13 protein-coding genes are annotated in these 14,028 nt (G+C 71.6%); 4 read left to right on the top strand and 9 right to left on the bottom strand.

Features of this window, described 5'->3' with window-relative positions; translation table 11 throughout:
• Positions 1-74: 74 nt before the first annotated feature.
• From P8A20_RS05500 to P8A20_RS05535, 8 genes are all read right to left on the bottom strand, one after another.
• Positions 75-1,328: a methylaspartate mutase gene (locus P8A20_RS05500; protein ID WP_306102993.1), complete on the bottom strand. Its 1,254-nt coding sequence runs from the start codon at positions 1,326-1,328 to the stop codon at positions 75-77.
• On the bottom strand, positions 1,325-1,774 hold the full coding sequence (locus P8A20_RS05505) for a cobalamin B12-binding domain-containing protein (protein WP_147960153.1): 450 nt from the start codon (positions 1,772-1,774) through the stop codon (positions 1,325-1,327). The genes P8A20_RS05500 and P8A20_RS05505 overlap by 4 nt, the downstream gene beginning before the upstream one ends.
• Positions 1,774-3,012, bottom strand: coding sequence for a type III PLP-dependent enzyme domain-containing protein (locus P8A20_RS05510; protein ID WP_306102994.1), 1,239 nt, complete (start codon positions 3,010-3,012; stop codon positions 1,774-1,776). Before P8A20_RS05510 ends, P8A20_RS05505 begins: the two co-directional genes overlap by 1 nt.
• Positions 3,009-4,535, bottom strand: coding sequence for an AMP-binding protein (locus P8A20_RS05515; RefSeq protein ID WP_147960151.1), 1,527 nt, complete (start codon positions 4,533-4,535; stop codon positions 3,009-3,011). The genes P8A20_RS05510 and P8A20_RS05515 overlap by 4 nt, the downstream gene beginning before the upstream one ends.
• Positions 4,532-6,100: an AMP-binding protein gene (locus tag P8A20_RS05520; protein ID WP_306105120.1), complete on the bottom strand. Its 1,569-nt coding sequence runs from the start codon at positions 6,098-6,100 to the stop codon at positions 4,532-4,534. The genes P8A20_RS05515 and P8A20_RS05520 overlap by 4 nt, the downstream gene beginning before the upstream one ends.
• Positions 6,101-6,125: 25 nt before the next feature.
• Positions 6,126-6,377: a phosphopantetheine-binding protein gene (locus P8A20_RS05525; protein ID WP_147960150.1), complete on the bottom strand. Its 252-nt coding sequence runs from the start codon at positions 6,375-6,377 to the stop codon at positions 6,126-6,128.
• Positions 6,378-6,413: 36 nt separating this feature from the next.
• Complete coding sequence (locus P8A20_RS05530; protein ID WP_147960149.1) at positions 6,414-7,349, bottom strand: ACP S-malonyltransferase; 936 nt, start codon at positions 7,347-7,349, stop codon at positions 6,414-6,416.
• A 65-nt stretch (positions 7,350-7,414) separates the two neighbouring features.
• A complete protein-coding gene (locus tag P8A20_RS05535) occupies positions 7,415-8,332 on the bottom strand; it encodes a proline iminopeptidase-family hydrolase (protein WP_147960148.1) in 918 nt (305 codons plus the stop codon).
• 357 nt (positions 8,333-8,689) lie between these two features.
• Between P8A20_RS05535 and P8A20_RS05540 the strand changes: the two genes are divergently transcribed.
• From P8A20_RS05540 to P8A20_RS05555, 4 genes are all read left to right on the top strand, one after another.
• Entirely contained in the window at positions 8,690-9,922 is a 1,233-nt protein-coding gene (locus P8A20_RS05540; protein ID WP_147960147.1) for a cytochrome P450, read from the top strand.
• A 55-nt stretch (positions 9,923-9,977) separates the two neighbouring features.
• Positions 9,978-11,213, top strand: coding sequence for a cytochrome P450 (locus P8A20_RS05545; RefSeq protein ID WP_147960146.1), 1,236 nt, complete (start codon positions 9,978-9,980; stop codon positions 11,211-11,213).
• Positions 11,214-11,239: 26 nt separating this feature from the next.
• Positions 11,240-11,431 (top strand): ferredoxin, encoded by a 192-nt coding sequence (locus tag P8A20_RS05550; RefSeq protein WP_015579411.1) that lies wholly within the window; start codon positions 11,240-11,242, stop codon positions 11,429-11,431.
• Positions 11,432-11,555: 124 nt separating this feature from the next.
• Positions 11,556-13,034, top strand: coding sequence for a methylmalonyl-CoA mutase family protein (locus P8A20_RS05555; protein WP_371934433.1), 1,479 nt, complete (start codon positions 11,556-11,558; stop codon positions 13,032-13,034).
• 68 nt (positions 13,035-13,102) lie between these two features.
• On the opposite strand, the gene P8A20_RS05560 is transcribed toward P8A20_RS05555, so the two are convergent.
• Positions 13,103-13,975: an SDR family oxidoreductase gene (locus P8A20_RS05560; protein WP_147960145.1), complete on the bottom strand. Its 873-nt coding sequence runs from the start codon at positions 13,973-13,975 to the stop codon at positions 13,103-13,105.
• Positions 13,976-14,028 lie beyond the last annotated feature (53 nt).

A 14,028-nucleotide genomic window follows, 5' to 3' on the forward strand; every position in this document is an offset into this window, starting at 1 on the left:
CTCACGGTAATGACGACCCCTGAAGGCCCACACCCTTAGGCACCCCTAGGGGCAGGTCCGGGCCGGTTCCCCGCTCACGGGCGGGTGTTGTGGTCGTCGAACGAACGCCGGACGTAGGACAGGGAGGCGAGCAGCTCCGAGGAGGTGACGGTGTGCGCCGGGCGGGCGTCGACCACACCGGACAGCGGCATGTTTCCCACGTCGGACCAGCACAGCCGGCCGTCCTCGGCGATATAGCTCCGGCTCAGTCCGGCATTGTCGGGATGCAGGCAGTAGGGCACGTCGAGCCGGCCCTCGGAGAACGCCTTCAGCAGTGCGGTGCCGAGGTCGTCGTCCAGGTTCAGCACCGCGTCGACCAGCGCGTACGCCTCGGCGTACGTCTCCGTCCCGGTACCCTCCAAGGGGTCCCGGGCGGTGCGTTCGGCGACCGCGGCGGCATATTCCAGCGCGGACACGTTCTCCGCCACCGACGGAATGCGGCGGGATTCCGCCACGGTTTTCACGATGAGGCGCTCGGAGCCGCTCTCGACGGCCAGTTCGGCGGCCTGTGCGAGCAGTCGACGGGCACCGTGCTCGGTTTCCGGGAACAGTCCCATGTAGGCGTAGACGACCACGTGCCATTCGGTGTCGGAAAGGAACCGCGTGCACAGGCTGCGTAACGCCGCGACCGCTTCGGAGTCCTGACGCCGATTCGTCTGCTGGGCGTAACTCACCGAAATGCTCCGGATTCCGTGCCGGCGGAAGAACAGCGCTTCGAGCACGCTGACCGCGACGAGCAGGCCGGGCGGGCAGAGCTGGCCGAGCACGCACCCCCCGAACGTCTCCAGGTGCGGTTCGGCGCCGGTCCGGCGGAGCGTGGAGAAGTGTTCGCAGGACTCCGTCCAGTGGGCGACGGACTCACGCAACGGGACTCTGCCGTAGGGGAGGCAGTAGGAGACGGGCCCGCCCTCCGAGGCGTCGAGCCCCACGGCCGTCAGCGCGCGGAAGATGTGCTGGGGCGCCGCCGAGCCGTGCCGCACCTGCACCGGGAAGCGCGGGCCGTGGATGCCGTCCAGGACCCGGCGGGTGGTGGCCGTCTCATGGCTGACGAGCGGATAGCCGTTGAGGTCGACCCCTTCGAGGACGGCGAGCTGTGCCGACTCCAGGTCGCCGACCCGGGTGTAGCTGTCCAGGGTGAGGGTGCCGACGGTCGTCGCGTCGGCGTCCCGGGTGGCGAGCAGCCCGGCGCGCATGCGCTCGGGGCTGCTCATTCCCATCCGGGGCTGCACCACCAGCCGGCCGGCGTCGTGGGCCCGGCGCACGAACGCGCCGAATCCGGCACCGGTCACACCAGGGCCCGCTGGGGCAGGGCGTCGAGCATCCGGCGGAAGGCGGCTATGCCGTCGGCCGACTCCTCGAACACCTCGTCGTAGCCGGCCGCGCGCAGCGCGGCCTCCTCCTCGTCGCCGCAGGGCCCGGCGATGCCGAGCTTGCCGCCGATGACGACGGGCACGTCACCGAGGCCGGGGTGCTCGCGCAGCCGGGTGACGGTGCGCATGCCGTCGTGGTAACCGTGCCCGTTGACGCTGCTGATCACGATCAGCGCGGGATCGTGCACGAGGGCCTCGCCGATCAGCAGGTCCTCGGGGACGCAGGGTCCGAGGTTGACCACGCGGTGGCCGTGCTCCTCGACGAGGAGCTGGAGGTAGACCAGGTTCCAGGTGTGCGAGTCGGAGATGCCGCCCACCACGAGGACGGGCTGGTCGCCGGGGGTGGGGGTGAGGGGATTGCTCATCACAGGGCCTGTCCGTGTTCGTAGGTTCGGGTGTGCTCGATGCGGGAGACGGAGACGAGGTCGTCGCCGCGGACGACGATCTCCGTGGGAGCGGGCCTGCCGAGGAACATCAGGAGGCTGGCGGTGGGCCCGTAGGAACCGGCGTTGGGCACGGTCAGCAGGTCGCCGGGGGCCGGGTCGGCCAGCGGGACCTGGCGCCCGAGCAGGTCGCCGGGTGTGCACAGCGGTCCGGCGAGCTGGACCGGGATTCCGTCGGTTCCGACGGACTCGTGCGGCTCGATGGAGACCGGCAGGATGCGGCCGAGACCGGACATGCCGCCGAAGGTGTTGATCCCGGCGTCGAGGACGACGTAGCGGGTGCCCCGGCTGTCCTTGACGTTGACGACACTCGTGAGCAGGTGTCCGCTGTCGGCGACCAGATACCGTCCCGACTCGCACGCGATGCGCGGGGCGCCCTCGCGCCAGCCGGGGAAGTGCTCGTCGAGCGAGGTGGCCAGGGCTTCGCGCAGTTCGCCGTAGACCGGCCGCTGCCCCTGGACCGCGTACGGTGCGGCGAAGCCTCCGCCGAGGTCGACGATGCGGAAGTCGACGCCCAGGTCCCGCTGGAGTGCGGCGGCGGTGGCGATGGTGTGCTGGAACTCGGCGATGAGGCTCGCCTCGTCCTTGGCGTTGCTCAGCGGGAAGAAGTGCAGTCCGGCCAGGGTGGTGCCGGGTACGTCGCGCAGTTCCGCGGCGAGGCCGGGCAGGGTCTCGCCGTCGAACCCGAACTGTGAGGGCACCCCGGTCATGCGGATGCTGGTGGCGGCGGCCCCGGTGGGGTTGTTCACCCGGATCAGGCAGTCGGCGGTGATGCCGAGGCTCACCGCCGTCCCGCCGACGTGTCGCAGGTCGCCGGGCGACTCCACGGAGAACGTCCGTACGCCCCGGGTCATGGCCTCGGCCAGCTCCTCGGTGGTCTTGCCGGGGCCGGTGTACAGGATCTCGGTCCCCTCGAAGCCGGCCCGCAGCGCGGCGTCGAGTTCGCCGACGGAGCTGATCTCCGCGCGGCAGACCCGGGGGCCGCCGGCCCGCATCTCGCGCAGGATCTCGGGGTGCGGGTTGGCCTTCGCCGCGTAGTACACGGCCACCTCGTCGGGCAGCGCGGCGAACAGTTCGTCCCGGGCCGCCGCGACCCGGTCCAGGTCGTAGACGTAGGAGGGGGTGCCGAAGCGCCGGGCGAGGTCGGTGGTGCCGGTCACGGCGTGGTTCCTTCCAGAAGGCTGAGGAGCTGCTTGCGGTCGTGCTTGCCGTGCGCGGTCAGCGGCAGTTCGTCGACGACACGGCTGATGCCGGGCACCTTGGCGGGCTCCAGCCGGAGGGACAGCTCCCGGAGCAGCACGTGCGGGTCGATGCCGCCCTCCGCGAAGACCGCGAGATCACGGCCGGGGGCGGGCGGCAGCACCGCGGCGGCCCGGACACCGGGTACGTCCGTGGCCGCGGCCTCGATCTCGGTGGTGCTCATGCGGACGCCCTTGTGCTTGAACATGTCGTCCCGGCGGCCCTCGTAGTAGAGGTATCCGTCCTCGTCGACGTGTCCGAAGTCGCCGGTGTGCAGCCGCAGTCCGCCGTCGGGCGCGGGCCGGAAGGCGCGTGCGGTCTGCTCGGGCGCGCGCCAGTAGCCGGGCATGACGTGGGGGCCTTCGACGACGATCTCCCCGGTCTGCCAGGGCGGGAGCGTGTTGCCTTCGTCGTCGACGGTGAAGGCCCGGGTGCCGGGCAGCGGGCGGCCGACGGACTCGGGGCGGGCGTCCTGCTGGTCGGGCGGCAGGACGGAGACCCGCTTGCACTCGGTCTGGCCGAACTGGACGACCACCTCGGATCCGGGGAAGGCCGTGCGGAGCCCGTCGGCGGTGGGCTTCGGCAGCGCCGCCCCGGTGTTGGTGAACATGCGGACGGTGGAGTCCTGCCGCGGTTCCCGTTCGGCCAGCGCGCAGATCATGGTGGCCAGGGACGGCACGATGGGGACGACGGTGGCCCGGGTCTCCCGGATGCGTCGCAGCAGCACCAGGTCGGACTCACCGTCGGCGAGCACGATCTCGCTGCGGCCGGCCGCGGTGAGCAGCACCTTGTAGAGGCCGTAGTCCCAGGAGATGGGGAAACGGCAGAAGACCACGTCGTCGGGACGGTAGCCGAGTTCGATGTTGATGGCCTCGGTGGCGAAGACCATCCGGCCGTGCGGGCAGACGACGGCCTTGGGGGCCGCCGTGGAGCCGGACGTGTAGACGAGGACGGCGAGGTCGTCGCTGTGGACGGGAGCGCCGTCGCCCCGTGCCTCCTTGTCGCGCAGGTCGGTGACCGCCTGCCATGCCTCGTCCAGGCCGAGGACGGTGACCGTCCCGGCGAGCGCGGAGACCCGGGACACGGCGGCACCGTCGACGATCACCAGGGACGGCTCGGAGTTCTCGACGACGGCCCGGAGGTGGTAGTCCTTCATGCCCGTGTTGACGGGGACGAGGACGGCGCCGCGGCGGGCGGTGCCGTACAGCAGGGCGACGAGCTCACGGGTGCTGGCCAGCTGCACCAGGACGCGGTCGCCGTGGCCGATGCCCTGGGCCTGGAGCCACGCGTCGACGGCGTGACTCCAGGCGGTGAGCTCCCGGTAGGTCCATCGCCCGGTGGCGTCCGTGACCGCTGCCGCGTCAGGGTGCTCGGCGGTGGCCTCGTCGAGCAGGTCGTGTATCCGGGCGTCGGTGCGGGCCTGCGCTGTCGGTTGACCGTTCACTGCGACTCCTGCCGTCCTTGGGTCCTGGTCCCGGCTCCGGGGGGCTGCTGTCGCAGGGCCGCGGCGCGGGAGGTGAGCTTCCTGCGATCGGTCTTGCGGTTGGGGTTGAGCGGAAAGGCGTCCAGGTGGTGGTAGGCCCGGGGGACGACCGCGGCCGGCAGCAGTTCCCGCAGGTGGCGGGCGAGCCGGGCGGGCGTCACCTGTTCGCCGGTGTGGAAGACGGCGAGTTCGACCGTGCCGTCCACGGGGACCGCGACGGTCACCGCGTCCTCGACACCCGGGCAGGCGCGTACCGCGGCGTCGACCTCGGCCAGTTCCGTCCGGATGCCGTGCACCTGGACCTGGGCGTCCTGGCGGCCCAGGTAGAGCAGGCCGTCGCTCTCGGTGCTGCGGACCCGGTCGCCGGTGCGGTAGTAGCGCAGGCCGTCCCGTTCCAGGAAGCGTCCGGTGTCGTCGGCCGGGTCGAGGTAGCCGGGGGTCAGCTGGGGCCCGGCGATGCACAGTTCGCCCTCGCCGGTGGTGCTCGGCGAGCCGGTGGCGTCCAGCAGCAGCACCTCGTGGCCCGGGTGGACGTCCCCGATCGGCACCATCCCGTGCAGGTGCCGGTGGCCCGGCTGCCAGCGGTGCGCGGTGACCGTGATGGTCAGTTCGGTCGGTCCGTAGATGTTCTCCAGCACGGTGCCGGAGGCCGCTGCCGCCCAGTCCTCGGCGTCCTGGCAGCTGAGCGCCTCCCCCGCGAAGAAGCTCCTGCGCAGCGAGGGCAGCGCACCGGGTGCGAGGCCGCCGGTGCGCCGCACCAGGGAGACCGCGCTGGGCGTGGAGAACCACACGGTCACCCCCTGCTCGGTCACGAACTCGGGCAGGCGCGCGTACTCCCGCGCGGGGACCGGTACAACGGTGGCTCCCGCTCCCCAGGCGCAGAACAGGTCGAACATCGCGCAGTCGAAGTTGAGGTCGAAGGTCTGCGAGAAGACGTCCTCGGAACCGAAGTCGTACCGCTCGTCGAGCAGGGAGAAGTAGTGCGCGGTGTTGGCGTGGGTGACCGGTACACCCTTGGGCCGTCCGGTGGAGCCGGAGGTGAACAGCACGTAGGCGATGTCGTCCGGGCGGGCCGGCATCGGTGCCTTCAGCACGCTGTCGGGGTCGACGTCGAGCGCCGGCATCGGCTGCCCGCCGGGGGCGAACAGCGTGGGCAGGGTGAGGCCGTCCTCGTGCAGCGCGGTCAGCGCGGGCAGCGCGTCGTCGTCGGCGAGCAGGGCGCCCACTCCGGCGGCCTCGATCATCTGCCGGGTGCGGGCGGCGGGGAAGGCCGGCTGCAGGGGGACGACGGTGACCCCGCTGTAGAGGCCGGCCAGCAGGCTCGGGTACGCGGACGGTCCCTTGCCGGCCAGCACGCCCACGGCGGGCGGCTGGTCGGGGAGACCGGACAGCAGGGAGCCGGCGAGCAGGAGGGCCCGCTCGTGCAGCTCGCGGTAGGTGAGGGTGGCGCCGTCGGCCCGCAGCGCGGGCCGGTCGGGCGCCAGGGCCAGCCCGCGCAGGAACCGTCCGGACAGGGCCCCGTCCATGGTGGCGTCCAAGGGGTCCGTCCCGTCAGCTCGTGGTGCGCTGGAGCATGCCCTCGACGGTCTCCCACAGCGTGCCGGCGCTGCGGAAGGTGCCCATGGTCAGCGCGCTGTCACGGAAGCGCACCTGGTACGCGTCCTCCAGCGTGCCGAGCAGCTGGACCATGCCCAGCGAGTCCAGGCCGAGGTCCTTCAGCTCGTCGTCGTCGGTCAGCGGCTCCTGCGGGGGCAGGAACGGCAGGAAGGTGCGGAGTATCTGTTCGAACTGGTCGTCCCACATGGGTGTGCCTCCTGCGGATAGGGCGGATCGGACGGTTCAGGCGGCGCGTGCGCGGCGCCGGGGGGTCATCGCCAGGCGTGGGTGCGCGGCGACGACCTCGAAGGTGCGGGTGGTCCGGGGGACCCGGCCGAAGAGGCTGTCGGGTCCGGCGACGCACAGGCGCCGGACTCCGGCGTCCTTCAGCGCCGTGGTGACGCTCGGCCAGTTCATGGCGTGGTCGAAGCCGTCGAGCAGCATGGTGCGCAGTTCCGCGCCCGTGCGCAGCACCCTGCCGTCCTGGTCGGCGACGACCGGCAGGGAGGGGTCGACGAAGGTGTAGCGCGAGACGACCTCGCGTTCCGCCTTGGCGCGCAGCGGCGCGAACACCGACGCGTGCATGGGGGGACGCATCGTGTACAGGGGGAGGCTGCCGATGGAGCGCAGCCGCTCCCGCATCCAGTCGACGCGGTGTTCGGCCAGGGAGACCATCCAGAAGCCGTCGTCGATGTGGCAGGAGATCTCGTGCCACTCGCCCGCCTCGTCGAGCTCGGCGAGGATCGGGTCCAGTTCCTCGCTCGGGGCGCGGACGAAGGACAGGGTGACGATGTCCTTGTGGTGTTCGGCGAAGTACGATTCGAGGCACCGCGCGATCTCGGCGGTGAGGCGGACGGCGTCGGGCAGTTCGAGGGCGCCTGTGTACGCGAGGGCCGCCTTCTCCCCGAAACTGGGGCCGGCCACGATGTCGGGGGTGACGTCCAGGTGCTCGGTCGCCCAGTACGCGCTGGCCAGGCAGTTCACGAAGAAGGCGACCTGGGCGGCCTCCGAGTAGTCGCCCTCGGACCGGCGGAAGGCGTCGACCAGGGAGTAGCCGAGGGCGTCGTCGGCTACGGCGACCAGTTCCCGGGCCACGGGGTTGGCCACCATGAAGCGGCCCACGTCGGCGAACGGGACGGGCCCCATGCCGGGGAAGACGAGAGCGGTGTCGTACGCCATGGCGGGGTCCCCGCCTCCTCTCACAGTGGTCTGCGACGCCCGGGCCGGCGTCCTGGCGCGGCGTGTCACAGGCCGGCGAGGAAGTCGGTGAGCACCTCGAAGAACCGGTCCGGCTCCTCCAGGTGCGGCAGGTGGCTGGACTCCTCGAAGATCTCCCAGCGGGCCCCGGGGACGTGGTCCATGTAGGGCTGGACGACGGCCGGGGTGGCCTCGTCGTGACGTCCGCTCAGGAGCAGCGTGGGCGTCCTGATGGTGTGCAGTTCGTCGACGATCGACCAGTCCTTCAGGGAGCCGATCACGTGGAACTCGGTCGGGCCGTTCATCGCGTAGTAGACCGTCGGGTCGTTGTAGATCTCCATGAAGGAGGAGAGGAAGTCGCGGGGCCACGGGGTGAGGCGGCACACGTGGCGGTCGTAGAAGACACGCATCGCGGCCAGGTACTCCTCGGACTCGTAGGTGCCGGCCCTCTCGTGCCGCACCAGGGTCTCCTGTACGTCCGGCGGCAGTGCGGCACGCAGCCGCGCCATCTCCTGGAGCCAGACTGGGTACGAGGCGGGTGCGTTGGCCACGACCAGACCGCGGAGGCCGGGGGGACGGCCCATGGCATGCCGTGCGCTCAGCGGGCCGCCCCAGGACTGGCCGAACAGGACGTAGTCGTCGGCGATGCCCAGTTCCCGCACGAGATTGCCGAGTTCGTCGAGGAACAGGTCGACCGTCCAGAAGTCCGGCGCGCTGTCGGGAAGATGGGTGGAGCCGCCGTTGCCCAGCTGGTCGTAGTGGACGACCGGCCAGCCGTCCTCGGCGAGGCGGGCGAGCGGCAGCAGGTAGTCGTGCGTACTGCCGGGGCCGCCGTGGACGACGACGACCGCGGGGCGTCCCGCCCCCAGTTCCCCGGTCACGCGGTACCAGGTCCGGTACTCCCCGAAGGGGACGGTGCCCTTGACGCCGGGTACGAGACCCTGCGCACTGGGTTTCGGGGACACGCTGATCACCTCTAGTCGGCTGCGGAGTGCGGGGCCGTCCGGTCAGGAGATCCGGCCGGGACCGCGGAGCGTGTGGTGCGGGGCGAACCGTGCTTCCGCCCTGGTCCGCAGCCGACGCTAACCGTCGCCCAGACGTTCGACGGACCCCTAACCGCCCCTAGTGGTACGGGGAGTGACGGGGACCACGGCCGCACCCCTGCGGGGGTCGCACCGCTAGGGGCCCGTAGGGGTGGGCCTTCCCGGGCGCCGCTCCTTAGCGTGCGGGAAACGGCCGGCGGAAAGCGCGCCGGCGCCGGGCCGGAGCCCTCCCCCGGGGTGAACGGCGCGGCCCGCTCCCTCCCGTGCGAAGAGGACACCATGACTGCACCTGCCGAAGCGGCCGCCGAGGGCGCCCTCCCGGAGTTCCCGATGCGTAGGGCCTGCCCCTTCAGCCCTCCGGCCACCTACACCGAGCTGCGCGAGAACGAACCGGTCTCCCGGGCGCAGCTGAAGGTCAACGGCAAGCCGACCTGGCTGGTCACCCGCCACGACCTGTACAAGAAGGTGCTCGGCGACGCGCGGGTGAGCGCCAATCTGAAGCTGCCGGGCTACCCGCTCCAGGTGCCGGTGCCCGATGAGATCCTCCAGTCGGTCCCGCTCACCTTCCTGTCCATGGACCCGCCGGACCACACGGTGCAACGCCGCATGCTGGCGCCGGAGTTCAGCGTGCGTCGGATGCGTGAGCTGCGCGCCCGGGTGCAGCAGCTCGTGGACGAGCAGATCGACGAGATGCTCGCCAAGGGCTGCGACAGCCCGGTGGACCTCGTCACGGCCCTCGCGCTGCCGGTGCCGTCCCTGGTGATCTGCGAACTGCTCGGCGTCCCCTACGAGGACCACGCCCGGTTCGAGCAGTGGGCGTGGGCCATCATGAACCACGAGGTCAGCGACGAGGACCGGGGCATGGCCCACTACGAGCTGGACCGCTACGTCGACGGGCTGGTCACCGCGAAGGAGAGCGAGCCCGGCGACGACATGATCAGCCGGCTGATCGCGTTCAACCGGGAGACCCCGGCGGTGGAGCACTCCGACATCGCCAGCATGTCCAAGCTGATGCTGGTCACCGGTCACGAGACCACGGCGAACATGATCGCGCTCGGTGTGCTGGCCCTGCTGGAGCACCCGGACCAGCTCGCCGCCGTGCGCGAGGAGCCCGAGCTGATGCCGGGCGCCGTGGAGGAACTGCTGCGCCTGTTCTCCATCTCGGACGCCGGCACGGCGCGCGTGGCCATGGAGGACATCGAGCTCGGGGATGTCACGATCCGCGCCGGTGACGGCATCCTGCCGCTGAACAACGCCGCCAACCACGACGAGCAGGTCTTCCCCGACGCGGACCGGCTGGACGTACGCCGCGAGGCCCGCAGCCACGTGGCCTTCGGGTACGGCGTCCATCAGTGCGTCGGACAGAACCTGGCCCGGATGGAACTGGACGTCGTCTACTCCACGCTGCTGCGCCGGGTGCCGACGCTGCGCCTGGCCACTCCGGCCGACGAGCTGCGCTTCAAGGACGACGCCATCGTCTGGGGCCTGTACGAGCTGCCCGTCACCTGGTGACGCCGGGCACCCCGATGAGCCTTCCCTCACCCACCGTTCCGTCCGAGAGGCAGCCATGACCCAGTCCGCAGAACCGGCCGGCGGGACGGCGTCGCCGTATCCGCAGTTCCCGATGCGACGCACCTGCCCGTTCAGCGAACCGGACGAGTACGCCGGGCTGCGCGCGGACGAGCCCGTGTCGCGCGCCTCGCTCAAGGTCAACGGCAAGCCGACCTGGCTGGTCACCCGGCACGAGCACGTCAAGCAGGTGCTCGGCGACCCGCGTGTGAGCTCCAATCTGAAGCGTCCCGGCTACCCGCACCAGTTCCACATCTCCGAGGAGATGCTGGCCCATGTCCGGCTGATGATGCTGTCCATGGACCCGCCGGACCACACAGCACAACGCCGCATGCTGATACCGGAGTTCACGGCGCGGCGGACGAAGGCGATGCGCCCGCGGATCCAGGAGGTCGTCGACGAGCGCATCGACGCCATGCTGGCAGCGGGCGGCCCGGTGGACCTGGTCCAGGCCCTCGCTCTGCCGGTGCCGTCGCTGACCATCTGTGAACTGCTCGGGGTCCCCTACGGCGACCACGCCCAGTTCGAGGAGTGGTCGGCCGCCCTCATGAACCACGACCTGACCCCCGAGGAGTACGGGGCGGCGGTGCAGGCCCTGGACATGTACCTCGACAAGCTGGTCACCCTCAAGGAGACCGAGCCGGGTGACGACCTGATCAGCCGGTTCCTGGAGAAGAACCGCACCGAGCAGGCCGCCGACCACCTCGACGTGGTGACCATGGCCCGGATGATGCTCGTGGGCGGCCACGAGACCACGGCCAACATGATCGCGCTGGGTGTGCTCGCCCTGCTGGAGCACCCGGACCACATGGCCGAGCTCCGGTCGGACGACACGTTGCTGCCGAACGCCATCGAGGAGTTGCTCCGGGTCTTCTCCATCTCGGACTCGGGCACCGCCCGGGTCGCGGTCGAGGACATCGAGGTGGGCGGTGTCACCATCCGCGCCGGCGAGGGCATCCTCGCGCTGAACAACGCCGCCGACCACGACGAGAGGGTCTTCGCCGACCCCGGCACCCTCGACTTCCACCGCAAGGAGGCGCGCAGCCACCTGGCCTTCGGCTACGGGATCCACCAGTGCATGGGCGCGAACCTGGCCCGCGCGGAGCTGGAGATCGTGTACGCCACCCTGCTCCGCCGCATTCCGGGCCTCCGGCTGGCCGTGCCCGTGGAAGAACTGCGGTACAAGGACGACGCCATGGTCTACGGCGTCTACGAACTGCCCGTCACCTGGTGACGGCCGATCCGATCGGAATCCCCGCCATGCATGTCACCACGGACCACGACCGGTGTGTGGGCTCCGGCCAGTGCGCGATGCAGAGCCCCGAGGTCTTCGACCAGGACGACGACGGTCTCGTCGTCGTCCTCCAGGAGAGGCCGGGGGCGGAGCTGCTGGAGGAAGTCCACCGTGCGGTCGAGCTGTGCCCGTCGCAGTCCATCCACGTCACCGGCTGATCCGAGCCGCCTCGGCGCCCCTGCGCCGTGGTGCCGTGGTGCCGTGCGGGACGACGCCCGGCACCACGGCACGGGAGTCCGGCACCACGGCGCGCACGACGACGACAACCGAGGACGTGAACCCGTGGTGACGAACCGACCTCGCTCCCCCGGACCGGGACTGCCCGTCGAGCCGGTCCACGGGCCCGGCACCCGGCCGGGTCCGTGGACGACGCGTCGGTTCACCGGATCAGGCACCGCGAGGGAGTCCAACACCCGGTACGGACAGCTGATCGCCGACGGCACGACGGACCTGTCGGTCGCCTTCGACCTGCCCACCCGGATGGGACACGACTCGGACGCCCCTGTCGCCTCCGGCGAGGTCGGCAGGACCGGCGTGGCCATCGACTCCGTCGACGACATGCGCGTCCTCTTCGCCGGGATCCCGCTGGACAGCGTCTCCACGTCGATGACGGTCGACGCCCCCGCCTCCCTGCTGCTCCTGCTCTACCAACTGGTGGCGGAGGAGCAGGGGTTCGGCGCCGACGTGCTGAGGGGCGCGATCCGGAACGACGTGCTGCAGGAGTACGTCGCGCGCGGGACGTACATCTTCCCCCCGAAGCCGGCGCTGCGGCTGGCCGCGGACGTGTTCACCTACTGCGGGGCCGAGATACCGCACTGGAGCACGCTCTCCGTCTCCGGCCACCTCATGGCCGAGGCGGGCGCGTCGCCCGCGCAGGAGATCGCGTTCACCCTGGCCGACGGCATCGAGTACGTGCGCGCGGCGGTCGCGGCCGGGCTGGACGTCGACGAATTCGCACCGCGGCTCTCCTTCGTCCTCATGGCCCGCACGACAGCCCAGGAGGAGGCCGCAGGATTCCGTACCGCGCGCCGGATCTGGGCGCGGGTGATGCGGGAGGAGTTCGGCGCGAGGAACCCCGAGTCCCTGGCGCCTCGCTTCCGCACACAGGCCGAGGACGGGCAGCACGGGGCGGGCCGGGGCGGCCCCTCGCGCGGACGCGGCGGAACCCGGCCGCCGCACACCGGTTCGTTCGAGCAGGCCCTCACCCGGTCGGCGCACGAGGCGGCGCGTCCCGCCACGCGCGGCCTGCGGGCCCTGGCGTACGACACGGACGTGCCTGCGGCAGCCGGACGCTCCTCCGGGCTCTGCCCGGTCGGGAGGACGGCCGACGACATCGAGGCGGCCACGGTCGAACTCATGCGGAGGGTCGAGGACTTCGGTGGGGCCGTCGCGGCCATCGAACACGGCTACCAGACAGGCGAGATGGAGGACAACCCCTGCCGCGTCCCCCGGGAGCGGGGCTCCGCCGGAGCCGGCGGCTTCCGGATCGACGAGGGGGAACTGCACGAACCACCTCGCGAACCCCTCCGCGTCTCCTCCTCCGCCGAGACGCGGCAGGCCGAGCGCCTCGCCAAACTCCGCGCCTGGCGGGACCAGGAACGGGTGGACCGCCACCTCGCCGGAGTACGGAGGGCGGCGGCCGGGGACGACAACGTTCTGTACCCGATGAAGGAGGCCCTGTCCGCCGGGGCCACCGTGGGTGAGGTCTGCGACGCGCTGCGCGAGATCTGGGGGACGTACACCCCCGGCGGGCCCTTCTGACCGGACCTCGCGCCGGAAGCGTCCCCCCGGACCGTGCGGCCGGTGCCTCCGGCCCGGGGGCGGGCACCTCACTCCGGGGCGCCTCCGGGCCGGGGACCGACGAGGGACTGTGCCTGCTGGAGGAAGGCCGGCAGCCACTGCTCGTAGGAGGCGGATCCCAGGTACTCCAGTGCCGTTTCCGCGTCCTTGCCGACGGGCGTGTGCAGCGGCGTCCCGGGGTCGTCGACGGCGGCGAGGACCGCCTCGGCCACCTCGCCGCAGTCACCGGCGCCCTCCTGGACCCGCGCGAGGAACCGAGCCGTCCACGCCCGGTCGGCGGTGTACGGGTCGGCCGCGGACAGGTCCGACGGTGCCACGGCCACGGAGCTGTCGCGGTTGATGCGTGAGGCGAAGCTGCCGGGCTCCAGGCACACGACGCGGATACCGAACGGCCGCACCTCCGCGGACAGCGCCTCGCTGAGCGTGCCCAGGGCGGCCTTGCTGGCGGCGTAGAAACCGCCGTGGGGCACGGCGAACGTGCGGCCGGCCAGGGAGGAGACGTTGACGATGACGCCGCTGCCCTGGGCACGCATGGACGGCAGGACCGCCCGCACGGTGCGCAGCGGTCCCCAGAGGTTGGTCTCCAGCACCGCGCGCGCGTCGCTCTGCGGCATGGTCTCGACGGTCCCGGTGCGGTCGATGCCGGCGTTGTTGACCAGCACGTCGATGGCGCCGTGCCGTTCCCGCACCCCGTGGACGGCGGCGGCCACGGAGGCGTCGTCGGTGACGTCGAGCCGGGGCACGTCCAGGGTGAGGTTCTCGGCCCGGGCGCGGCGGAGCAGTTCGCCGGCGGTGTCGGGATCGCGTACGCACGCGTGGACGCGGTCCCCCCTGCGGGCGAACGCCAGCGCGGTCTCCAGCCCGATACCGCTGCTGCAACCGGTGACAAGAACCGACGTCATGGTGAATCGCCTGCTTTCAGGGCGTCGGACGACAGGATTCGGTCGGCAGCCTA

The organism is Streptomyces sp. Alt3, from assembly GCF_030719215.1.
Classification (GTDB): Bacteria; Actinomycetota; Actinomycetes; order Streptomycetales; family Streptomycetaceae; genus Streptomyces; species Streptomyces glycanivorans.